The 22,763-nt window shown below is 60.9% G+C and carries 21 protein-coding genes; 13 read left to right on the plus strand and 8 right to left on the minus strand.

Going from position 1 to position 22,763, the window contains the following annotated elements:
• Positions 1-15: 15 nt before the first annotated feature.
• Positions 16-1,209, minus strand: coding sequence for a LysR family transcriptional regulator (locus ATY79_RS12080; RefSeq protein ID WP_088691241.1), 1,194 nt, complete (start codon positions 1,207-1,209; stop codon positions 16-18).
• A gap of 422 nt (positions 1,210-1,631) precedes the next feature.
• Between ATY79_RS12080 and ATY79_RS12090 the strand changes: the two genes are divergently transcribed.
• The 6 genes from ATY79_RS12090 to ATY79_RS12115 all read left to right on the plus strand — a co-directional run bounded on the left by ATY79_RS12090 (position 1,632) and on the right by ATY79_RS12115 (position 8,362).
• Complete coding sequence (locus ATY79_RS12090; protein ID WP_088691239.1) at positions 1,632-2,540, plus strand: ABC transporter substrate-binding protein; 909 nt, start codon at positions 1,632-1,634, stop codon at positions 2,538-2,540.
• Positions 2,541-2,605: 65 nt separating this feature from the next.
• Positions 2,606-3,772, plus strand: a complete 1,167-nt coding sequence (locus tag ATY79_RS12095; RefSeq protein WP_088691238.1) for an ABC transporter permease — start codon at positions 2,606-2,608, stop codon at positions 3,770-3,772.
• Complete coding sequence (locus ATY79_RS12100; protein WP_088691237.1) at positions 3,769-4,713, plus strand: ABC transporter ATP-binding protein; 945 nt, start codon at positions 3,769-3,771, stop codon at positions 4,711-4,713. Before ATY79_RS12095 ends, ATY79_RS12100 begins: the two co-directional genes overlap by 4 nt.
• The gene (locus ATY79_RS12105; RefSeq protein WP_088703987.1) at positions 4,710-5,459 is read left to right on the plus strand and encodes an ABC transporter permease; all 750 of its coding nucleotides are present in this window, start codon (positions 4,710-4,712) and stop codon (positions 5,457-5,459) included. Before ATY79_RS12100 ends, ATY79_RS12105 begins: the two co-directional genes overlap by 4 nt.
• Before the next feature lie 47 nt (positions 5,460-5,506).
• Positions 5,507-5,902 carry a VOC family protein gene (locus ATY79_RS12110; RefSeq protein ID WP_047516444.1) on the plus strand — a complete coding sequence of 132 codons (396 nt, stop codon included), beginning with the start codon at positions 5,507-5,509 and terminating at the stop codon, positions 5,900-5,902.
• A gap of 9 nt (positions 5,903-5,911) precedes the next feature.
• Entirely contained in the window at positions 5,912-8,362 is a 2,451-nt protein-coding gene (locus ATY79_RS12115) for a glycoside hydrolase family 2 protein (protein ID WP_088703988.1), read from the plus strand.
• Positions 8,363-8,483: 121 nt separating this feature from the next.
• Here ATY79_RS12115 and ATY79_RS12120 read toward each other — a convergent pair whose 3' ends face one another.
• On the minus strand, positions 8,484-8,876 hold the full coding sequence (locus tag ATY79_RS12120) for a PRC-barrel domain-containing protein (protein ID WP_088703989.1): 393 nt from the start codon (positions 8,874-8,876) through the stop codon (positions 8,484-8,486).
• A gap of 246 nt (positions 8,877-9,122) precedes the next feature.
• Here ATY79_RS12120 and ATY79_RS12125 point away from each other — a divergent pair, with 246 nt between their 5' ends.
• The 4 genes from ATY79_RS12125 to ATY79_RS12140 all read left to right on the plus strand — a co-directional run bounded on the left by ATY79_RS12125 (position 9,123) and on the right by ATY79_RS12140 (position 14,467).
• On the plus strand, positions 9,123-10,823 hold the full coding sequence (locus ATY79_RS12125; RefSeq protein WP_088704188.1) for a long-chain fatty acid--CoA ligase: 1,701 nt from the start codon (positions 9,123-9,125) through the stop codon (positions 10,821-10,823).
• Between the two features lie 139 nt (positions 10,824-10,962).
• A complete protein-coding gene (gene pgi / locus ATY79_RS12130) occupies positions 10,963-12,588 on the plus strand; it encodes a glucose-6-phosphate isomerase (protein WP_088703990.1) in 1,626 nt (541 codons plus the stop codon).
• A 15-nt stretch (positions 12,589-12,603) separates the two neighbouring features.
• Entirely contained in the window at positions 12,604-13,455 is an 852-nt protein-coding gene (locus ATY79_RS12135) for an SAM-dependent methyltransferase (protein WP_088703991.1), read from the plus strand.
• Positions 13,456-13,666: 211 nt separating this feature from the next.
• Positions 13,667-14,467, plus strand: a complete 801-nt coding sequence (locus ATY79_RS12140; RefSeq protein WP_088703992.1) for an alpha/beta hydrolase — start codon at positions 13,667-13,669, stop codon at positions 14,465-14,467.
• A gap of 8 nt (positions 14,468-14,475) precedes the next feature.
• Here ATY79_RS12140 and ATY79_RS12145 read toward each other — a convergent pair whose 3' ends face one another.
• Together ATY79_RS12145 and ATY79_RS12150 are read right to left on the minus strand one after the other, a co-directional pair.
• Complete coding sequence (locus tag ATY79_RS12145; RefSeq protein ID WP_088703993.1) at positions 14,476-15,402, minus strand: carbohydrate kinase; 927 nt, start codon at positions 15,400-15,402, stop codon at positions 14,476-14,478.
• 90 nt (positions 15,403-15,492) lie between these two features.
• The gene (locus ATY79_RS12150; RefSeq protein WP_088703994.1) at positions 15,493-16,182 is read right to left on the minus strand and encodes an orotate phosphoribosyltransferase; all 690 of its coding nucleotides are present in this window, start codon (positions 16,180-16,182) and stop codon (positions 15,493-15,495) included.
• A gap of 207 nt (positions 16,183-16,389) precedes the next feature.
• Between ATY79_RS12150 and ATY79_RS12155 the strand changes: the two genes are divergently transcribed.
• Positions 16,390-17,661, plus strand: coding sequence for an MgtC/SapB family protein (locus ATY79_RS12155; protein ID WP_088704189.1), 1,272 nt, complete (start codon positions 16,390-16,392; stop codon positions 17,659-17,661).
• Positions 17,662-17,710: 49 nt separating this feature from the next.
• Here ATY79_RS12155 and ATY79_RS12160 read toward each other — a convergent pair whose 3' ends face one another.
• Entirely contained in the window at positions 17,711-18,361 is a 651-nt protein-coding gene (locus ATY79_RS12160) for a TetR/AcrR family transcriptional regulator (RefSeq protein WP_088703995.1), read from the minus strand.
• A gap of 97 nt (positions 18,362-18,458) precedes the next feature.
• Here ATY79_RS12160 and ATY79_RS12165 point away from each other — a divergent pair, with 97 nt between their 5' ends.
• Both ATY79_RS12165 and ATY79_RS12170 read left to right on the plus strand, forming a co-directional pair.
• A complete protein-coding gene (locus ATY79_RS12165) occupies positions 18,459-19,283 on the plus strand; it encodes an NmrA family transcriptional regulator (protein ID WP_088703996.1) in 825 nt (274 codons plus the stop codon).
• Between the two features lie 2 nt (positions 19,284-19,285).
• A complete protein-coding gene (locus ATY79_RS12170; protein ID WP_088703997.1) occupies positions 19,286-19,768 on the plus strand; it encodes an anthrone oxygenase family protein in 483 nt (160 codons plus the stop codon).
• Positions 19,769-19,832: 64 nt separating this feature from the next.
• Here ATY79_RS12170 and ATY79_RS12175 read toward each other — a convergent pair whose 3' ends face one another.
• The 3 genes from ATY79_RS12175 to ATY79_RS12185 form a co-directional block, all read right to left on the minus strand.
• A complete protein-coding gene (locus tag ATY79_RS12175; RefSeq protein WP_088703998.1) occupies positions 19,833-21,011 on the minus strand; it encodes a GGDEF domain-containing protein in 1,179 nt (392 codons plus the stop codon).
• A 185-nt stretch (positions 21,012-21,196) separates the two neighbouring features.
• A complete protein-coding gene (pyrC, locus tag ATY79_RS12180) occupies positions 21,197-22,237 on the minus strand; it encodes a dihydroorotase (RefSeq protein ID WP_088703999.1) in 1,041 nt (346 codons plus the stop codon).
• Positions 22,238-22,327: 90 nt separating this feature from the next.
• Entirely contained in the window at positions 22,328-22,675 is a 348-nt protein-coding gene (locus ATY79_RS12185; RefSeq protein WP_088704000.1) for a DUF805 domain-containing protein, read from the minus strand.
• Positions 22,676-22,763: the final 88 nt, after the last annotated feature.

Here is a 22,763-nt window from a genome sequence, read left to right on the forward strand (position 1 = left end):
TCCGCCGCTGTCTCTTTAAGCGAAGGCGCTCTCTTGCGCGACGGGCCTGGCAATTATTTTGGCAACGGCATCGATGATCATGGCGCTTGCGTCAGCCGAGGCTTTCCGATGGTTGAAGGCAACGTGATAGGACATCGGAATATACTCATCGAGCTCGACGATCCGAACCTTATCGGCAATAGGCATGGCGCTGACGCGGCCAAGAAACGAGATGTAGCCGTGATTGGCCACAAGGTCGACGATGACAGGCAGCGAGTCAGCCGCCGTGATATCCTGGTTCCGGTAGCGGCGATTGTTGGCGCGCTCATGACTCAGCGCCATCGTGGCGTGTCCGAGGCCGGTTCGGGAACTCGGCGTGCAGATCGCGTGACTTTCGACAAGTTCGGTTACGGTCCGCTCGCGGCTCTGCAGTGGTGCGATAAGAACCATGTTCGTCTGCAGCAATTCACGGTGCCTGAAACGCTCGAGCCCGAAGACGGAGTCGAGAATTGCAACATCAATGCGGCCAGCCTTGAGGGCTTCGCGCAAATCATCCGCCGTCATCAACACCAGCGAGATCGCGTTTTTGCTGCGGCTGGCATTCCACTCGGCGACCAGCGTCCCAAGGCATCGCGCCACCCAGCTTTCTGATCCTGTTGGAATGATCGAACCGATGCGTAGCGACCGCGCCGTGCGCTGATAGCGTTCGTCTGCGGATGCCTTCAGGTCATTCCATCCCTGGGTGATGGCCTGGAAGATGGCATAGATTTCACTCCCCCGGTCGGTCAGCGCGGAGCCCTGAGCTTGCCGCTCGAACAGTCGATAACCCACCGCCTTCTCCAACGTCGCGATCTGGAGCGAAAGCTGTGGCTGACCAAGCTTTAGCCGCCGTGCCGCCCGGTTGATGCTGCCCTGGTCCGCGACTTCGAGAAATCGCTCCATCGTGGCGATCTTGAACGGCAGGCGCGATGGTCTGTCGCTTCCCATCCATTCCGCCAATGTCTCGGCCGACCGCACGATCGGCAGGAGCTTTTCACGGACGTCGTCGCTGGCAAGCAGCGTCGCGAGCTCGCCGGAACTACGCTCTGTCAGCTTCAGTGCCAGCTCGGTTTCAAGATTGCGGACTGCCGTCGAAACCGTCGATGCCGCAAGTGAAAGGGCGCGTGCCGTCTCCCTCACCGAGCCTGATGACAGCACCCGACTAGCAACAAACAACGTGCCGAGTTGCAACCGCGTTCTCCGTAACAATATGAAAAATCGAACGATATGACGTGTTCGCTAAAAAAGATATCCCTGCCGCGAAATCGGAAGGCTATCGTTTCTTGTCAAGAACAAAACCGGGCGTGGCAGTAGAACCACGGAAAGAGCACCGGACATCTGCGGAAACGCGCAAGGGAACAAAAACAAATCGCGACGGCGATGGAAAAGGAAATGCATTTTCGCGCAAGCGTTTGTGTTCACCTCCATAATCACGCCGCGACCGCAAAACTGGAGAGGCCTGCATCGATTTTTCGAACGCGAACGCTATTTCCATCACGCACGTATTTCCGGGATGATCGCAGCAACGCTGCTTTCGCCGGTGGTTTCATACGTTGGGGGCCTCCGCCAGGGTCTTCCGCGCAGTCAAACGGTGTAAATCAAGGGGACAATCCATGCTGAAGAAATTCGCTCTTGCCGTTTCGCTTTCCGCTTTTGCGGCAGGCGCGGCCCACGCCGCAGACGTCGTGGTTTCATCGAAGATCGATACGGAAGGCACGCTGCTCGGCAACGTGATCGTGCTGGCGCTCAATGCAAACGGCATCAAGACGCAGGACCGCGTTGCGCTCGGCACGACGCCGGTTCTTCGCAAGGCGATCACCGCCGGCGAAATCGACATCTATCCGGAATACACTGGCAATGCCGGATTCTTCTTCAACAAGGCCGATGACGCCGCCTGGAAGAACCTCCAGCAGGGCTACGATCTCGCCAAGAAGCTCGACTACGATGCCAACAAGATCGTCTGGCTGACGCCATCGCCGGCCAACAACACCTGGGCGCTTGCCGTGCGCAATGATGTCGCCGGCCCGAACAAGCTGAAGACCATGTCGGATTTCGGCAAGTGGGTCGCCGGTGGCGGCGCTGCGAAGCTCGTGGCTTCGGCCGAATTCATCAACTCGGCCGGCGCGCTTCCGGCATTCCAGACGACCTATGGCTTCACGCTGAAGCCGGACCAGGAAATCGTCCTTTCCGGCGGTGATACAGCCGCGACCATCAAGGCCGCCGCCGATCAGACAAACGGCGCCAACACGGCCATGGTCTATGGCACTGACGGTGCGATCCAAGCCGCGGAACTGACCGTTCTCGAGGACGACAAGAACGTCCAGCAGGTCTATGCGCCGACCGCGATCATCCGCGAGGAAGTGCTGAAGGCGAACCCGAAGATCGAGGTCGTGCTCGCACCGATCTTCAAGAGCCTGACCGCCGATGAGCTGCGCAAGCTGAACGGCAAGATCCAGGTCGATGGCGAACCGGCGAAGTCCGTTGCCGAGGGCTACCTGAAGGAAAAGGGCTTCCTGAAGTAGCCTCGTTGCCAGATGCTCCGCCTGCGCGGGCGGAGCATCCTTTGTGACCGGACAGGGATGGATCGATGGAAGAAACCTTAGCGGTCCGTAAGCTGGACCGGCTCGGCGTGGTGCTGGTGACGGCCGGCATTGTCGCAATTGCGCTCCTGCCTTTCATCTACGTGAAGGCAAACCGTATCGCAGCCGGAAAACCGATGCTGCTAACGCAGCTGCTCAATCAACCCTCCGCCATCATCCTGACAATTCTCCTTATCGTCACGGCTGTGGCCGTTCTGTTTCTGCAGAACGCGTTGTTGCGGCTGGTGATTTCGACCCTCTGTTTTGCAGCCCTGCTGGCGACCATTGGTTTTGCGGCCTCGGCCTTCACGCCACCCAACAGCAATGCCGCGCGCATGACGCCGGGCGGTGGGTTCTGGGTCTTGTTTGCCGTGATCGGGCTCATCGTCTCGGATGCGCTTGTGAAAATCGAGCTTACGCCGTGGATGCGCATTGCGGCACTTGTCGTCTACACCGGACTGCTCGGCATCTTCCTTGCATCCGGACTGCTCGACGATCTCTCGATCATGAAGGAATTCGCGACCCGATCCGCTCAGTTCTGGACGGAAGCGCTCGCCCATTTGCTGCTGGCGTTCGGCTCGCTGGCGATCGCCATCGTCATTGGCCTGCCACTCGGCATCCTGTGCTTCTGGGTGCCAAAGTTGCGGGCGGTCGTCCTGCAGGGCCTCAGCCTCATCCAGACGATCCCGAGCCTGGCGCTTTTCGGCATCCTGATGCTGCCGCTCGGCTATCTCGCGACCCATGTTCCAGCCGCTGCCTCCATCGGTATTCGCGGCATCGGGGCGGCACCCGCATTGATCGCCCTCATCCTCTATTCGCTGCTGCCGATCGTCGCCAACACGGTTGTCGGGCTCCAGGGGGTTGATCCCTCAGTACGCGACGCCGCGGCGGGGATGGGCTTGACGCGTCGCCAGATCCTCACGCGCATCGACCTGCCGCTGGCCTTTCCCGTCATTCTCACCGGCATTCGGATCGTCCTCGTGCAGGCGATCGGCCTGGTGACGGTGGCAGCACTGATCGGCGGTGGCGGATTCGGCATCTTCATCTTCCAGGGGCTTGGTCAGACAGCCATGGACCTCGTTCTGCTCGGCGCCGTGCCGACCGTCTTCTTCGCCTTCTCTTCGGCCGTCATCCTCGATGCGGTCATCGACAGCATACGGGGATCCGCCGCATGAGCATGATCGAAATCAGGAACGTCACCAAACGCTACGGCACAGCGACCGTCGTCGACAATGTCTCGATGGATGTCGAGAAGGGCTCGATCACCGTCGTTGTCGGCACCTCGGGCTCGGGCAAATCGACGCTGATGCGGATGATCAACCGTCTCGTGCCGATCACGTCGGGTGAGATCTTTGTCGGTGGCCAGAACATCATGGACGTGCCGGTTACGGAACTGCGCCGCAAGATCGGCTATGCGATTCAGGGGCATGGCCTCTTCCCCCACCGGACCGTTGCGCAGAACATCGCGACGGTGCCACAGCTTCTCGGTTGGGACACGGCGAAAATCAATGGCCGCGTCGAGGAACTGCTCGGCCTGTTCAACCTGGACCCGGCGACCTTTGCCGAGAAATATCCGCATCAACTTTCTGGCGGTCAGCAGCAGCGCGTCGGCGTGGCGCGGGCACTAGCGGCGGAACCGGAACTGCTGCTGATGGATGAGCCGTTCGGGGCGCTCGATCCGGTCATCCGCGGCAAGGCGCAGGACGATCTGCTGGCGATCCAGAAGCAGTTCGGCACGACCGTCGTCCTCGTCACGCACGACATGGATGAAGCATTCCACCTCGGCAACCAGATCGCGGTGATGAGCGCCGGCAAGCTGCTGCAATGCTCGACGCCGGAGAAGATCCTGACCGAGCCGGCCAACCCCTTCGTGCAGCAACTGACCGGCACCTCCGACCGGGCGCTGAAGCTGATGTCGTTGCTGCCGCTGAAGGAGAGCATGGAGCCAGCAAAGTCAGGCCTGACTTACGCATTGCCGCTGACGCTCAGCCTGCGCGACGCGCTGGCTGAAATGATCTGGCAAGGGGTGGGAGAAGCCGCCGTTCAGGACGCCAGCAAGGTACCGGTCGGCTCGATCTCGATGACGCGGCTGCTTCAACTGGGCCGCAAGGCATGAAGCTCGTCTCCGCGAACCTTTTCCGCGTTGCCGCGTTGGTGCTGCTTTTGATCCTCTTGTTCAGAACGGAGTGGCTGTCCTTCCTGCTCGTACCGTTGACGAGCAACAATGCGCCAGCCGTCTACACCCAGAACAGCCTTCCGCAGCTTGCCGCCTCGCATCTCTTCCTTGTGGCGATCTCCATCGTCGGCAGCGCCGTTCTTGCGATCCTCGGCGGCATTTTCGTTACCCGCAAGAGCGGCGAAGACTTCCTGCCTTTGTCCCGGGCGATCGCCAATGCCGGCCAGACGTTCCCGCCGGTGGCGGTGCTCGCGCTTGCCGTGCCGGCAACCGGCTTCGGCGCCGGACCGACATTGATCGCCCTCTTCCTCTATGGCCTGCTGCCGATTTTCGAGAACACCGTTTCCGGACTCAAGCAGGTCTCTCCCTCCGTGCTCGATGCCGCCGACGGCATGGGCATGAATGGTACGCAGCGGCTGTTTCAGGTGGAACTGCCGCTTGCCCTGCCGCTGATCCTCGAGGGATTGAAGGTTGCGACCGTCATCAACATTGGCACGGCAACGATCGGCTCGACAGTGGCGGCCAAGGGTCTCGGCGAAGTCATCATTGCCGGGCTGATTTCGGACAACACCGCCTTCATCCTGCAGGGCGGCCTGATTGTCGGCCTGATGGCGGTGTTGATCTATGATGCGATGGGGCTGATCGAAAACGTTATCACTGAAAGAATTGGCTTGCGCCCGGCATGAGGCGACGGCTACCAAGGCTGCCGTGATATCGGCAATGGGAGGCAGCCTTGGCCAAGATGATTCACTCCATGATCCGCGTTCTCGACGAGGCGCGATCGGTCGAGTTCTACGGCAAGGTCTTCGGCCTCAAGGTTGCCGATCGCATCGACTTCGACACCTTCACCCTGATCTATATGAGCAATGACGAGACCGGCTTCGAACTGGAGCTGACCGTCAACAAGGGTCGTACCGAGCCCTACGATCTTGGCAATGGCTATGGGCATCTAGCCCTCTCCGTCCAGGAAGTGGAGGTCGAGCACAAGCGCCTGACGGAGGCCGGCCTGAACCCCGGCAAGATCGTCGAGCTCAATCGCGACGGCAAGCTGCTGGCTCTGTTCTTCTTCATCACCGATCCCGACGGCTACAAGATCGAAGTCCTGCAGCGTCACGGCCGTTATCTCTAAGAGTCTCTCATGATCGAAAAGACCGAACTGAACCGGGGCTGGACGCTCTCCTGCAACGTTACAGGTCGAAGCGACCTGCCGGCCGAAATTCCAGCACATGTCCCAGGCTGCGTGCATCTCGACTTGCTCGCCAACCGGCTGATCCCGGATCCCTATCTCGACGTCAACGAGATCACCAACGACTGGATCGGCAAGGAAGACTGGACATATCGCTGCAGCTTCGATGCATCGCCGGACGCCGGCAAAGTCCACGAGCTGGTGTTCGAGGGCCTCGATACGGTCGCGACGATCGTACTGAACGGCGAGGAACTCGGCCGCACCTTCAACATGCACCGCATCTATCGCTTCGACGTGTCGAAGCGGCTGAAGCAAGGTGCGAACGAGCTCGTCGTGACCTTCCGCTCCGCTTATGCCTACGGTGCCGAGATGGAGGCGCATTACGGCTATCGGCCGAACAACTATCCCGGCCCAGGCAACCTGATGCGCAAGATGGCCTGCAACTTCGGCTGGGACTGGGGTCCGACGCTGGTGACGTCGGGGATCTGGAAGCCGGTACGGCTGGAAAGCTGGCAGCGGGCGCGGCTTGCGGAAACGCGGGTTTCGCCGACACTTGCAGGCGGCGACGGGCGTGTGACGGTTCGCGCTAGCGTCGAGCGCCACGACGGCGTTCCGGCAAAGCTCGTCGCAACTATTGCCGGTGTCAGCCATGTGGCCGAGTTTCCGGAAGGAACTGACGAGGTCGAGTTCCAACTGACTGTTCCGACGCCGCAGATCTGGTGGCCGCATCATCTTGGCGCACAACCGCTCTATCCGATACAGATCGAATTGCGGGATGGCGTAAGCGATGACTTACTCGATAGCTACTCGAAGCCGATCGGCTTCCGCTCCGTCAGGCTCGATACCGCACCCGACGAACACGGCTCCGCCTTCACCTTCGTCATCAACGACGTGCCGCTCTTCCTCTGCGGCGCGAACTGGATTCCGGACGACTGCTTTCCGTCGCGGGTGTCGGCAGAGCGCTATATCTCGCGGATCGAGGAAGCGAAGGCGGCGAACATCAATCTGCTGCGCGTCTGGGGTGGCGGCATCTTCGAGCGCGACGAGTTCTACGAGGCCTGCGACCGCGCCGGGATGCTCGTCTGGCAGGACTTCCTGTTCGCCTGCGCCTCCTATCCGGAAGAAGAGCCGTTGCGAAGTGAGGTCGAGGCCGAGGTGCGCGACAATGTCGTGCGACTGATGCCGCATCCGTCGCTGATCGTCTGGAATGGCAACAACGAGAATATCTGGGGCTTCAACGAATGGGGCTGGCGGCCGATCATCAAGCAGGGCGTCAGCTGGGGGCTCGGCTACTATCTCGATGTTCTGCCGAAGCTCTGCTCCGAACTCGACCCGGATCGGCCGTACTATCCCGGCAGCCCCTATTCCGGGACGATGGAGATCGAGCCGAACGCCGATGAACACGGCTGCAAACACATCTGGGACGTCTGGAACGATGTCGGCTACGAGGTCTATCGCAACTACATCCCGCGCTTCTGCTCGGAATTCGGCTGGCAGGCGCCTCCGAATTGGGCGACGATCGAGGAAAGCGTGCATGACACGCCGCTGACGCCCGTTTCGAACGGGGTGTTCCATCATCAGAAGGCGACGCAGGGCAATGACAAGCTGATCCGCGGCCTTGCCGGGCATCTGCCGGTGCCGCAGACGATGGACGACTGGCATTTCGCCACGCAGCTGAACCAGGCGCGCGCTATCCGCCTCGCGATCGAGCACATGCGCTCGCACCGAGATGTCTGCAAGGGCGCCGTCGTCTGGCAGTTCAACGACTGCTGGCCGGTGACGTCCTGGGCGGCACTCGACTCGGCGGGACGGCGCAAACCACTCTGGTATGCGATGCAACAGGCATTCGATCCGAGGCTGCTGACAATCCAGCCGCGCAATGGCGGGCTGGCAGCCGTCGCTGTCAACGAGCGCACGCTGTTCTGGCGGGCGAAGATATCGGGCAAGCGCCTGCGGCTTGACGGAACGGTGCTTGCAGAATTCGAGTTCTGGCGGCTGCTCTGCGACCGCTTCGAGGCGAAGGAGTTTCCGCTACCGGCGGATATCGCAGCGCCGGACGATGCCGGCGACGAGCTCATCGTCGTGCAGATGCTCGACCGGCGCGCGTTCCACTATTTTGTCGAGGACATCGATCTGAAGCTTCCGGCACCCCAGGCATCGATCGAGCTTAGCGCCACGACGGATGGATATGCGGTGAAGGTGACGGCAGAGACCCTGCTGAAGGACCTTTGCCTGATGGCCGACCGGCTCGATCCTGATGTCGTCGTTGATTCCATGCTGGTAACGCTGCTTCCAGGGGAAAGTCACGTCTTCGCGCTACGGACCGCAAAAGCGTTGTCGGTAGGCGACATCAGCATGGGCAGCGTGCTGCGCTCGGCCAACGATCTCGTCGCCAGAAACTGAATAGGCCCCGTCCGCGACGGGGCCGATCCAGGTCGTTTTACCACGCCGAAGCGCAAGGAAGAAACGCTTGCGGCGCAGCGCATATGCGCGCGATCAAAGAACCGCGCGCATGCGGACGACGTTACATCCAGTAGGGAGGCACGCCGTAGTAATCATACACTCGGCGGCCATTATCGTTGTACCAGCTGTCGTCATCATCCGCGTAGCTCGGAGCCCCTTCGATCTGTTCCTTCGTCAGGTCGATGCGGTACCCGTCAAGCTGGGTATCGTAAGTCAGCTTTTCCCACGGCAGCGGATAGTGATCGTGTCCAATGCCCATGAAGCCACCGAAGCTGAGCACGGCGTAGGCAACGCGGCCATCCTGCTTGCCAAGAATCAATCGTTCAATCGAGCCGATGTGCTTGCCATCGGCTCCATAGACGCGGGTGCCTTCCACGCGGTCGCTGGCAATCAGTGTCGGTGTATCCTTCACATTGGGGTCACGGCGGGTTTTGTCAGCGTCCTGATGCAGCATGGTGCACCTCCTTTTGTTTCCTCGTGGTTGGTCCACCTGTCGAGAACGCTGCCTCGAACTCGATGTTCCCAATTAGTCACGACAACTGGCTTCGCACGATTATTGACGTTTACGTTAAGGTTAGTGTAACGCTATTCTCGGCTTGAACCATTCAGGCGATGACATAAGCTGCTGCGTTGGAAGATGGAGGATCGTCCAATCGGCTCGCCGGTTGGACCGGCCGGCAGCGACAGGGAGAGAGACAAGATGAACAGCATTTCCGTCCACCCAGGCGGTGCGAAGCCCGAAAAGCCCTGGCTTGCGACCTATCCCAACAGCGTGCCGCCAGAGCTTCCGCCACTGGAATACGAATCGCTTGCGGAACTGCTCGAGAAATCCTGTGCGCGCTATGCCAATCGCATTGCCTTCTCCAGCATGGGCAAGACGCTGACCTACGGCGAGCTTGAGGGCCAGACCCGCAAGATTGCGGCCTGGCTGCAGAGCATCGGCGTTGAGAAGGGTGACCGCGTTGCCGTCATGATGCCGAACGTGCTGCAAAATCCGGTCGCCGTTTATGGCATCCTGCGCGCCGGCTTCGTGGTCGTGAATGTCAATCCGCTCTACACGCCCCGCGAGTTAGAACATCAACTGCGCGACTCCGGTGCCAAGGCCATTTTCGTTCTGGAAAATTTCGCGCGGACCGTCGAACAGGTGCTTGTCAAGACCGACGTGCGCCATGTCGTCGTCACGTCGCTCGGCGAGATGCTGGGCGCCAAGGGGCTGATCGTCAATCTGCTCGTGCGCAAGGTGAAGAAGCTCGTTCCCTCGTGGTCGATCCCGAAGCACAAGACTTTCAAGCAGGTTCTGGGCGAAGGCGCAGGCAAGGCACTGAAACCCGCAAACCTCAAGGGCGACGACATCGCCTTCCTACAATACACTGGTGGCACGACGGGCATCGCCAAGGGTGCCATCCTGACGCACAAGAACCTTTTGTCCAACAAGCTGCAGCTGGAACTCTGGCTGCAATCTGCCTTCGACAGGAAGCCGCGCCCGGAGGTTCTGAACTTCCTTTGTGCCCTGCCGCTCTATCACATCTTCGCGCTCACGGTGAATTCGCTGATGGGCATGTCGCTCGGCGCGCACAACATCCTCATTGCCAACCCGCGCGATATTCCGGCCCTCGTCAAGGAATTCGGCAAGGTCAAGGTCCACATCTTCCCGGGCCTCAATACGCTCTTTAACGCGTTGCTGAACAATGCCGATTTCGCCAAGATCGACTTCTCCTCCATGGTGATGTCGCTTGGCGGCGGCATGGCGGTGCAGCGACCGGTCGCCGAGCGCTGGATGAAGATCACCGGCTCCCACATCACCGAAGGCTATGGTCTCTCGGAGACCTCGCCAGTGGCGACGGCAAATCGCTTCGACTCTGCGGAGTTCACCGGCTCGATTGGCTTGCCGATCCCATCCACTGAACTTGACATTCGCGACGAGGACGGCAATTCGCTTGCGCTTGGCGAGATCGGCGAGATCTGCATCCGTGGTCCGCAGGTGATGGCCGGCTACTGGAACAAGCCGGAGGAGACCGCCCGCGTGATGACGCCGGATGGCTATTTCCGCAGTGGCGACATGGGCTTCATGGATGCGCGCGGCTACACCAAGATCGTCGACCGGAAGAAGGACATGATCCTCGTGTCCGGCTTCAACGTCTATCCGAACGAGATCGAGGAAGTGGCGGCGATGCATCCGGGCATTCTCGAGGCCGCAGCTGTCGGCATTGCCGACGGACACTCCGGCGAGGCCGTCAAGCTTTTCGTGGTACGCAAGGACTCAGCGCTGACAGAGGCCGACGTGAAGGCGCATTGCGCCGCAAACCTCACCAATTACAAACGTCCGCGTTTCGTGGAATTCCGCACCGAATTGCCGAAGACGCCAGTCGGGAAAATCCTGCGCAAGGATCTGCGCGGCTGAGTTTGACGGTTGCGTGAAATTATGAGCCATCCGTTTTGCGCGGGTGGCTTTTTTGCATCTCGAGAGGTCGCCGAACTTGATTTGCGCCCTACAAAGCGAATAGTTTCCGCGACCCTCTCGCCCTGCAAAGGAGCCTCCCATGAATGCCATCGTCGAACAATTGAAGAGCACTGCGGCCGCCACCAAGGCAACCGACCTGCGCGCCGCCTTTGCCGCCGATCCGCAGCGTTTCTCGCGCTTCAGCGTGTCGCTTGACGACCTCCTGATGGACTATTCCAAGACGGCGGTTAACGACGAGATCCTGGCTCTCCTGGTCAAGCTCGCGGAAACGGGCGGCGTCGAAGCCAAGCGTGACGAGATGTTCGCCGGCAAGGCGATCAACTTCACCGAAAACCGTGCCGTTCTGCACACGGCGCTGCGCAACCGCTCGAATATACCGGTGCTGGTTGACGGCAAAGATGTCATGCCCGATGTCAACGCCGTGCTTGCCGCCATGGGCAAATTCGCCGACGGCATCCGTTCCGGCAGCCTCAAGGGGGCGACCGGCAAGGCGATCACCGACGTCATCAACATCGGCATCGGCGGCTCCGACCTCGGCCCCGTCATGGCAACGCTGGCGTTGGCACCTTTCCACGACGGCCCGCGCGCACACTTCGTCTCCAACATCGACGGCGCCCATATCGCCGATACGCTGAAGCTCGTTCAGCCCGAGACGACGCTCTTCATCGTCGCCTCCAAGACCTTCACGACGGTGGAGACGATGACGAATGCGCAGACGGCGCGCAAGTTCATTGCCGACGCGCTCGGCGAGGCCGCCGTCCAGCATCATTTCGCCGCCGTTTCGACCGCGCTCGACAAGGTCGCGGCCTTCGGCATCGGGAGCGAACGCGTCTTCGGCTTCTGGGATTGGGTCGGTGGCCGCTATTCGCTCTGGTCGGCGATCGGCCTGCCGATCATGATCGCGATCGGACCGGAGAATTTCATCAAATTTCTCGAGGGCGCCCATGCCGTCGACAATCACTTCCGCACGGCCCCGATCACCAAGAACCTCCCAATGCTCCTCGGCCTGATCGGCTTCTATCATCGCAATGTACTCGGCTATCCGACCCGTGCGATCCTGCCCTACGACCAGCGACTGTCGCGTTTCCCGGCCTATCTGCAGCAGCTCGACATGGAATCGAACGGCAAGGGCGTGACGATCGACGGCACGCCTGTCGAGGGCAATTCCGGTCCTGTCGTCTGGGGCGAACCGGGCACCAACGGCCAGCACGCCTTCTACCAGTTGATCCACCAGGGCACGAGCATCATTCCGGCCGAATTCATGATCGCTGCCAATGCCTTCGAGCCGCAACTGCGCCATCAGCACGAGCTTCTGATATCGAATGTGCTCGCGCAGTCCGAAGCGCTGATGAAGGGCCGTACTTTCGAAGAGGCAAAGAAGCAGCTGACCGACAAGGGCATGGACGACGGACAAGCCGATTTCATCGCACCGCACCGCGTTTTCACCGGCAATCGCCCCTCGATCACCTTCGTCTACGACAAGCTGACGCCCTATGCGCTCGGTCGCCTGATCGCGCTCTATGAGCACCGCGTTTTCGTTGAAGGCGTGCTGTTCCGCATCAACTCTTTCGACCAGTGGGGCGTCGAGCTCGGCAAGGAATTGGCGACCGGCCTGCTGCCCGTCGTCGAAGGCAAGGAAAGCGCTGCGGGCCACGATTCTTCGACGCAGGGTCTGGTGGCGGCGCTGGCGAAGCTCGCGAAATAACATCGGGACGGCGCTATGGAAGGCAGGGAACCGAGCCGGACCGCTCGGATGGTGGCGGGTTCCCGTGCCGCCCATCAGATCGTCGATAATGCCTCCGTCTTCAAGGATCCCTATGCCCGGGTGATCCTTGACGCGAAGGCCGTAGCAGCAGCGGACGAGCGAGCCCGCGATCCCAGCACGAGGCCTTTCCGGCTGTTCCTGGCGGCGCGCAGCCGCTTTGCGGACGATTGCATCGCAAGAGAAGCCGAGCGTGGCCTGCGCCAGGTCGTCGTCCTCGGCGCTGGCCTCGATACGTTCGGCCTGCGCAACCCCTATCGCGACATCGGCCTGAAAGTCTTCGAGGTCGACCATCCGGCAACCCAGGCGTGGAAGCGGGAGCGGCTTGTCGCCACGGGGATTGCGCGGTCTTCCGAACTGGCTTTCGTGCCTGTTGATTTCGAAGGTGACGACCTGGCGGAACGTCTCTCGGCAAATGGCTTCCGTAAGGACGAGGCGGCGCTTTATATCTGGCTCGGCGTGGTACCTTATCTCGAGCAACAAACGGTCTTTTCGCTGCTCCGCTTCGTTGCCGGCTCCGCCGAGGCTGGCATCGTTCTCGACTATTCGGAGCCGCTGGAAAATTATGAACCGGAAAGGCGCGCACGTGCCGCTGCCATGGCAGCCCGGGTGGCTGAGGCCGGGGAGCCGTGGATAACGCTCCTCGACCCCGCAGAGCTTACAGCCGAACTGACGGCGATGGGCTTCGGCCACATAGAGGATCTTGGCCCCAATGCGACCGCGCGGCGTTATTTCGACGCTCCGGCGAATGCCCCAGATAGTGGCGCCGGTCCGCATATTCTCTTCGCCAGCACGCGACCGGGCGGCTGATGGCTCAAGGGCTGATGCCCTGGGTGGGAAGCGCCGTGCTACTACAGCTAGAACGGTCGCTGAGGACCTCAAGCAGCATTGACGTCGCAGCGACAGAGGTTACTCGGTCGAGGAAGCAGCGGTGCCGGCGCTTGCGGTCAATTTTTTTCATGACCAGTGTCGAAATTCGACCTCACAACGCGTTCTTATATGCGGTTTCGGGAGAGATTGAATGCACGTAACGGATGACGAGCTTGTAAATTTCGAGGCATATGGTGCGGCGGCGCTGCCGACACCCAAGGATGAGGGTTTCGTCGAGAATGATGGGGCCCGCATCTGGTATGCGACCTACGGCTCCGGGCCGACCGTGATCCTGCTGCATGGCGGGCTCGGCAACGCCGGAAACTGGGGCAATCAGGTGCCGGCATTGATTGCCGCGGGCCGGCAGGTCGTCGTCATCGACAGTCGAGGGCATGGCCGCAGCACGCGCGACACACGTCCCTTTCACTATGCCCAGATGGCGGAAGACGTGCTCACCGTGATGGATCGGCTGGAGCTAGCAGAAGCTGCCCTCGTCGGCTGGAGCGACGGTGCCTGCACATCGTTGATCCTCGCCGACAAGCGGCCGGACCGCGTCTCCGGTGTGTTCTTCTTCGCCTGCAACATGGATCCGAGCGGCACGCTTGAATTCAGGCCGACACCGGTGATTGATCGTTGCTTCCGCCGCCATCGCAAGGATTATCAAGCGCTGTCCGCCACGCCTGACGCCTTCGATAGCTTCGTGGCCGACGTGTCAAAGATGATGGCAAGCGAACCGAACTACGTGGCCGCGGATCTCGCCGGCATCAAGGTGCCGGTCGCGATCGTGCTCGGAGAAAGTGACGAGTTCATCAAGCGCGAGCATGCTGATTATCTGGCGCGCAGCATCCCCGATGCCGAACTGATCCTCCTTCCGGAGGTCAGCCATTTCGCGCCGCTGCAGCGGCCCGAGCACTTCAACCGCGAAGTGCTCGCCTTTCTCGATCGGTTATAGGCCTCGTCTCAGAGGCCGATTTCCTTCGCCCAGGGCGGATTGGCGCCGGCGCGCGAGACCGTGACGGCAGCCGCCTTCGCGCCAAGCGAAAGCGCGTTCTGCAGCGCCTTTTCGCTGAGCGACGCTACTTTTTCCTTGGTGAGGAGGTCGTCGATCTTCAGCGAGGCAAGCACGCCGGCATCGAAGGTGTCGCCTGCGCCGACGGTGTCGACGACGGTGACGCGCTCGCTCGGGACGGTCACCTTGCGCTCGTTGGTGTAACCCGACGCGCCTTCGGCACCCTTGGTGATGACGACGAGCTTGGCGCCCTGCTTCAGCCAGTAGGCCGCCAGGTCGTCATGACTGCCCTCGAGGCCGAACCACTCCAGGTCCTCGTCGGAGAACTTCAGGATGTCGGACTTCGACGCCATGCGCTTGATGCGCGCCATGTGGGCTTCCTTGTTCTTGATGAAGCCGGGGCGGATGTTGGGATCCAGCGAAATCACCCGCTTGTCGCACTCGCGGTCGAGCAGCGCCTCATAAGTCTCGCCGCAAGGGCTCGGGATGAGGCTGATCGCGCCGAAATGCAGCGCCTCGCAATCGTCGCCGAGAACGGGCAGATCGTCGGTGGTGATCATGCGACCCGCCGTGCCTTCATCATAGAAGGCATAGGTCGCCTGACCGTTGACCAGCTTTACGAAGGCGAGTGTGCACGGACGAGGCGCGATCGCGCAGAGGCTGAAATCGACATTGCTCGCCTTCAATGTATCGCGCAGGATTTCGCCCATCATGTCATCGGCAAGGCCGGTGAAGAAGGCCGTCGGAATGCCGAGGCGTCCGAGCGCGATCGCCGTGTTGAAGATCGCCCCTCCGGCGTATGGCGCAAAGCCCTTCTCGCCGAGAGTCGTCTCCCGCGGCAGCATGTCAATCAGCGCTTCACCACAGCACAAAATCATTCCGGCCTCCCAAGCATTACGATCCATCGATGTTCAAATCGATTAGATAATTTCATGGCAAAAGCAAAGCGCCGCGATGCAATTCTTCATTCAAAGTGATGAAATGCCGCCGTTGCGTCCGGACCAGGCGAGCGGCGCATCGAGGAAGGCCTCGACTTCGCTCAAGGTCTTTTCGTCGAACAGCTTCTGCGCTTTGGCAACGGCGAGCACATCGCGCCAGGTTGCGATGTAGTGCAGCTTCACCTTGCCATCGGCAAAGCGCAGCGCGCCTTCGTCGAAAATGCCGTAATAAAACAGTGCGATACCATGATCGACCACGCCGCCGGCAGTCCGGACGGCATCGATGAACTTGAACATGCTGCCGCCAGCCGTCGTCAGGTCCTCGATGACGAGGACGCGCGAGCCCTCCGGCATGTTGCCTTCGATCTGCGCGTTGCGTCCATGACCCTTCGGTTGCTTGCGGACATAGATCATCGGCAGGCTGAGGCGATCGGCGAGCAGTGCTGCAAACGGGATGCCCGCGGTCTCGCCACCGGCAATGCAATCGAACTGCTCGAAACCGGCTTCGCGGAGCACGACGCTGGCGGCAAAATCCATCACGGTCGAGCGGACACGCGGGAAGGAGAGCAGCTTGCGGCAGTCGATGTAGACCGGGCTCGCCATGCCGGAAGCGAACTTATAAGGCTGGGCGGCATTGAAGTGCACCGCCTTGATCTCCCAGAGCATCTTCGCCACGAGTTCCGCCATCACGGCGCGGTCGGTGAATGTCGTCTGGATCATCGCTCTCTCCTTTGGTCAAGTTTATGGGGCAATAGCAGCAAGCGCTGCAAGTTTCCAGAACGGCGAGCGCTCGCGGGGGCAGAAAGCGTCCATGCCGGCGGATCCGGTGATAACAAGGGAAGCGCTGCGGCTCGCGCGCCGCTGATGCGCCAATACTTTCAGCTATTTGCGCTTGCTTGGCGGCGCGGTGGCGATATCGTGCACTGCATGGAACATATCGAAGTCTTCCGCCGTCTCGGCGTTGCGCTTGCAATTGGTCTGCTCGTCGGCGTCGAACGGGGGTGGCAGGAACGCGAGATCCGCGCCGGCGGGCGAGTGGCCGGCATCCGCACATTCGGCCTCACAGGCTTTCTCGGTGGCGTCGTCGGCACGCTTCAGTCGATGACCGGGCCCTTTCTACCTGCCACGATCGCGGCCCTCCTTGGTCTCCTTTACATCGCCGGTAAATGGCAGGAGACGATCGAGGACAAAGACTACAGCATCACCACGACGGTTGCGGCGCTTGCGGTGTTCGCGCTCGGCGTACTTGCTGCGGTCGGCGATCTTGTCACTGCGGCTGCCGGCGCTGTCGCCATGACTGTTATTCTCGCAGCGCGCCAAAGCCTGCATAGTTTCCTGCGCGGATTGACCTGGGTGGAACTCCGCTCCGCCCTCGTACTGCTTGCAATGACCGCGATCGCGCTGCCACTGCTGCCTGACGAGGCGCTCGATCCCTGGGGGGCGCTCAATCCCTACTCGCTCTGGCTCCTGACGATCACCATCGCCGCCCTATCCTTCGCCGGCTATGCCGCGATAAAATTGATGGGCACGGGCCGTGGTGTCCTGCTGGCGGGTGCTGCGGGCGGACTTGTCTCGTCGACCGCGTTGACGCTTTCCTTCGCCCGCTATTCGGCGGAAGCACCCGAGGGTGCACGACACCTTGCGGCAGGGGCAGGTATTGCCGGTGCCCTTTCGTTCGCACGCGTTCTCGTCATCGCCAGCGCGCTCTCCTTCAGCATGCTGGTGCCGCTCGCTTCCGCGCTCGTCCCGGCGATGATCGGCTTCCTGGCGGCCGGTCTGTTTTCGGTGTTGCGTTCCAAGACCGCGACTGAGGCGCCGGAAATCGACCTAAAAAACCCCTTCGAGCTCAAGACAGTCATATCCTTCGCGGTGCTGCTCGGCGTCATCAGCCTCATCTCGAAGATGGCGATCGACTATGTCGGGCCGTCCGCGCTCTTCGTCGTGGCGGCGATCTCCGGCCTTGTTGATGTGGATGCAATCACGCTCTCGACGGCACGCCTCGTCGGCTCGACGATCAAGGTGGCGACGGCGGCCGATGTCATCCTGATCGCCGTCGCGGTCAACGTGGTGACGAAGGTGGTGCTTGCCTTCACAGCCGGACGGCGGGAGTACGCTATGGCGCTCGGCGAGGCATCGGCGGTGGCCGTGGTGCTCGGAGCGATCGGCTATCTCGCAGCGCGCAGCTTTCTGTTCGCCTGAGCCAATTGCACCAACCCGATACCAGGAAAAAGATCGGCGGACCCAGCGATTACGGCAGCCGGCCGATATCGGCCGGCAGCATCCGCTGATAGAGAGTGATCGCCGCCCGTCCCCCCGCATCATCCAGTGAGATCGCGTAGCGTACGGCGGCAGCCAGCAGCTGCATGGTAAGTCTGGCAATGGCGACAAGTTCGCCCTTGCTCCGCTCCGGCTCCAGCGTTGCGAGGACGGAAAGCAAGGCCTGGGCATGGAACTCCATGTCTTCGGCATCGACCTCCTGCAGCAGCCGATCGGCCTGTGTAGCGAACCATATGTCCCGCATGACCGGCTCCTGCCGGAAGAAGTTGTAATATTGGTCGGCGATATTGCAGAGCGCCTGTCGCAGCGTGGTAGCGTCCGCCACCGTTGCAAGCTCGGCCGCGACGCAAGCCCTGCCCTGCTCATTGAAGCGTTCGGCAAGCGTCCGGATGATCGAGCTCTTGTCCGGAAAATATTGGTAAAGGGCTCCGAAGGATAACGCGGCCTTTTCAACGATCTCGCTCATCTTCAGGGCGTCGCTGCCGTTTTTCTCGATCAGCTCCAGGGCTGCCGAAAGGATCTTCTCGAAACGCTCGCGGCCCCGTTTCTGCTGCGGTATCCGGCGCGGCTGGCCGGTCGGCTCCAGCTGCCTTCTGCGCCTGGCGGCAACCTCTTCGCCCATCCTTCCCTCCATTTTTCGGTTGACGAAGAAAATAAGAGAGTTTATCTCATTTTGCAAATGAGAGACTTTCTCTTGTTTTATTGGGAGGAGTATTCACATGCAGAATTCCGAAATCATTCTCGTCGGCGGCGCAGGCAAGACAGGTGGCCGCATCGCCGAACAGCTGGCGAAGAGAGATCTCAGCTTCCGCTTTGCCTCACGCTCCAGTGCACGCCCATTCGACTGGGAGAAGCCGGCCGACTGGGCAGCGGCGCTCGCCGGCGCAAGGAGCGCCTATGTGAGCTTCCAGCCTGACCTTGCCGTGTCATGGGCGGCGGACGCGATCGGTGGGCTCGCCCGCGCGGCGGTCGATTGCGGCCTCACCCATATCGTCCTGTTGTCGGGTCGTGGCGAGGAAGGCGCGCAACACGCGGAGGAAGCACTCAAGGCATCCGGCATCGGCTGCACTATCTTGCGCGCCTCGTGGTTCTGCCAGAATTTCAGTGAAGGCGCCTTTGCCGAACAGGTCGCAGCCGGCGAACTGGCGCTCCCGGCAGGCGCGGTAAAAGAACCCTTCATCGATGCAGGCGACATCGCGGATGCGGCAGTGGCCGCGCTGACCGATCACCGCCATATCGGCAAGACCTACGACCTAACCGGCCCCCGTTCACTGACGTTTCGCGAGGCGGTCGGCGAGATCGCCGCTGCATGTGGCAGAGACATTGCCTATCGGCAGGTCTCTATGGCTGAATTCAAAGAGGGACTTGGCGCCGGCGGCCTGCCAAACGGCTTGGTCGACCTGCTCGAGGAACTCTTCACGCAGGTACTCGACGGCAGAAATTCTCAAGTTGCAAATGGGGTCGAAGAAGTTCTCGGCCGTCCTGCCAGGGATTTCGGCGACTATGCGCGCGATACCGCAGCCAATGGCACATGGAGGGTATGACAATGACGCTTGTTCTTGGGATCGTTCTGGCGGCGGCTGCGATTGGCAGCGGCCTTGTCGCCGGTATCTTCTTCGCCTTCTCAACCTTCATTATGACGTCGTTCGCCCGCATTCCCACCGAGCAGGGCATCGCGGCGATGAACTCCATCAATGTCACGATCGTGCGCTCGCCCTTCATGTTGCTTTTCGTACCGACCGCAGTTCTCTGCCTTGTTATTGGTGCCATCGCGTTCTTCAACTGGCGCGGTGGCGTCAGCGCCTGGATGTTGGCCGGCGCGGCTCTCTACGTCTTTGCGTCGTTCCTCTCGACGATCGTCTTCAACGTGCCGATGAATGATGCGCTGGCGAAAGTCAGCGGCAGCGGCGCCGAGGCGACGGCGCTCTGGACGGCCTACCTCAAGGATTGGACTTGGTGGAACCACGTAAGGACGATCGCGTCGCTGCTCGCGTCTATGGCCTTCGTCCGCGCCCTGATGCTGATATGAAAGAAGGCGAGACTCCCGCTGGCAGCGTTACTTCTTTCAAGGCCAGGCGAGCGACACTTTCCAATCAAGAGCCGGTGCGGACGGCGCCTGCCGGCACAGGATGGAGATGGGCGGCAACCTCGATCCGGTTCCGACCGGCGCGTTTTGCCGTATAGAGGGCCTTGTCGGCCACACTCAACATGGTGTCGAAATCCACTGGCGTGGAGCGCCCGGGCGCGACGCCGACGCTGACCGTGCATTTCAGGGTCTCGTCCTCAAGGTAGATCTCGCGGCCGGCGAACGCCTTACGGATGCGTTCGGCCACTATCTCGGCGCGATCCGGAATAACCTCTTGCAACACCAGTGCGAACTCCTCTCCGCCAAGACGTGCGGCGGTATCCCCAGTTCGACAGTTCGCCGCTAGCTCGGCGGCGAAAATCTTCAGCACCCGATCACCACCTGCATGGCCGAAAGTGTCGTTGATGGACTTGAAATGATCGAGATCGAAGATCAGCACTGCGCTGGCCGGTCGCATCAGACCCTGCCCATAGCGATCAAAAAGCGCGCGGCGGTTCAGGAGGCCGGTCAGCGGATCCGTGATGGCTTCCAGACGGTGCCTTGCGGCGAGCCGCCATTGGTGAAGCGCCAGCGACAGGGCACCGATGCCGGTCATGCTGGCGATGCAGATCGCGAGGCTGAGATCCTCGGCCCAATTGCTCGGCGCAACGCCCAAAACCATCTTTCCATTGGCGATCAGGACGGCGGCGCAAAGGACGAAAGAGATCGCCGTCAGGCAATAGAGCGCGGTAATTCCGGTCAGAGGCGCCGGCGCCTCCTCGCGCGCCCGCCAATACTGATAGGCAGTCGCGAAGAGCATGGCAGCGATCGCCGCATTCTCGGCGATAAATGCGAGCCCGTCATAACCGATCAGCAGCGGAGGAATAGAGACGAGCATTGCCAAGAGAGCGCAGGCGACGGTGGCTCGCAGCCGCAATCTGTCCGTGCGGAACTGGCAGCCGGCGGCCCAGATAATTGCAAAGCCGGCATAGAAAAGCGCGAACGCGACAACGGCAAGGACCACCACCGGTTCGTCGACATACATGCCGTAAGCAACGATGCCACTGACGATAAGAACAAGGCCTACGGTGCAGGTTAAAAGAAAGGTCTCGGAACGGCGCACAAACCAACTGCCCAGCGACGTAAGGGCAAGACACGTGGTCGAGACAGCAAGCGCCATTAAAAGGGAATTGTAATCAAGCGTCATGCTTTAGAAATCGCGACCGCCATCGCGCCCCCCATTCGTACGAAGCCTACGGGTCCGCTATGACGAATGTCTTACTTATTTCGTTAAAAATTCATGCATTTAGACTAGCGATGCCGCAGGCATAGCAAATCGCGGCGGCCCTCAAAGAAGAGCGGCAGTAAACATTCCGTGACGATAAAAGATCTTTAGCGCTCAACGTCCCAATGAAGCGGGAACATTGGATCGAAAACGGTAACCAGGCCTGCGCCGGTTTCGACCTTGCGCGGAAAACTGACGGGGTTGTCGCGCTTGACCAGCGTTATTCTCTCGTCGTTGACCGGCAGGCCATACCAGGCGGGTCCGTTCAGCGATGCGAAGGCCTCGAGCTGGTCGAGCGCATTTTCCTGTTCGAACACATGCGCAAGGCAGCTCATCGTGTTGATCGACGTGTAAATGCCGGCGCAGCCACAGCCGCACTCCTTCAAGGGATCGACATGCGGGGCTGAATCCGTGCCGAGGAAGAAGCGCTTATCGCCGCTTGTCGCGGCGGCGCGGAGCGCAAGGCGATGGTTTTCGCGCTTGGCGACCGGCAGGCAATAGTAGTGCGGGCGAATGCCGCCGACCAGAATGGCATTGCGGTTGATGATCAGGTGATGAGTGGTGATCGAGCCTGCGAGATTGCCCTTTGCGGACTTGATGTAGTCGACGCCGTCCTTAGTGGTCACGTGCTCCATCGTGACCTTGAGTTCGGGCAAACGCTTGCGGAGCGGATCAAGGACGGTTTCGATGAACACCGCTTCGCGATCGAAGATGTCGACATCAGGTGTCGTCACCTCGCCATGGACGCAAAGCGGCAAGCCGATCCTGGCCATGCGCTCCAGAACCGGCATCGCCTTTTCGATATCCCGCACGCCGCCATGCGAGTTGGTCGTAGCACCAGCCGGATAGAGCTTGACCGCAGTGATCAGCCCGCTTGTCTTGCCGGCCTCGACGTCATCGGGATTCGTATGTTCCGTCAGGTAGAGCGTCATCAACGGCTGGAACTTATCGTCCTTCGGTAGCGCCGCCATGATGCGCCCGCGATAGGCTTCGGCGTCCGCCGTGGTCACCACCGGCGGCACAAGGTTCGGCATGATGATTGCGCGGGCGAAGTCCCGGCTGGTATCGCCGATCACACCTTCCAGCATGGCGCCGTCACGCAAATGCAGGTGCCAATCATCGGGGCGACGGATGGTGATCGATGGCATGCGCTGAAACTCCGGAGGCTGGCCTATAAGGTTCAGCCCTGCGCATTATCACCCGGACGCGGGGCATGGCAAACATTTTGCCCGCGTTTTTTAGACAGGTGCGCCATGTTCATTGAAGCCGGGCATGCCGGGGCTGAGATACCAGACGAGAAGAACGATCCAGCCCACCAGCGGAATGACGCCGACCAGAATCCACCAGCCGGAGCGGCCGATATCATGAAGGCGGCGGACCGCAACGCCCAGGCCGGGAAGCAACACGGCAAGACCATAGAGGGCGCCGAGTATCTCATGGCCGAAGAGGATCTTGTCGAGAAAGGCCAGGATCAGCGAGGCGATGACGTTGAAGAGCGCAAACCACCAAAATTCCGGTCGGCCGGCGCGGCCACTGAAGACGGCATACTTAGAGAAGACTGACGAGACTGCTTCCGTGAAGCCCATGCGCTCTCCCTCCAGATCTGGCCACTTTGCTTAGAGCAGAAGTTGCATGAGGGTGAACCTGCAACGATTCCACCTGACGCTGCAAGTC

The sequence above is a fragment of the Rhizobium sp. R693 genome, from assembly GCF_002211315.1.
Lineage (GTDB): Bacteria > Pseudomonadota > Alphaproteobacteria > Rhizobiales > Rhizobiaceae > Rhizobium.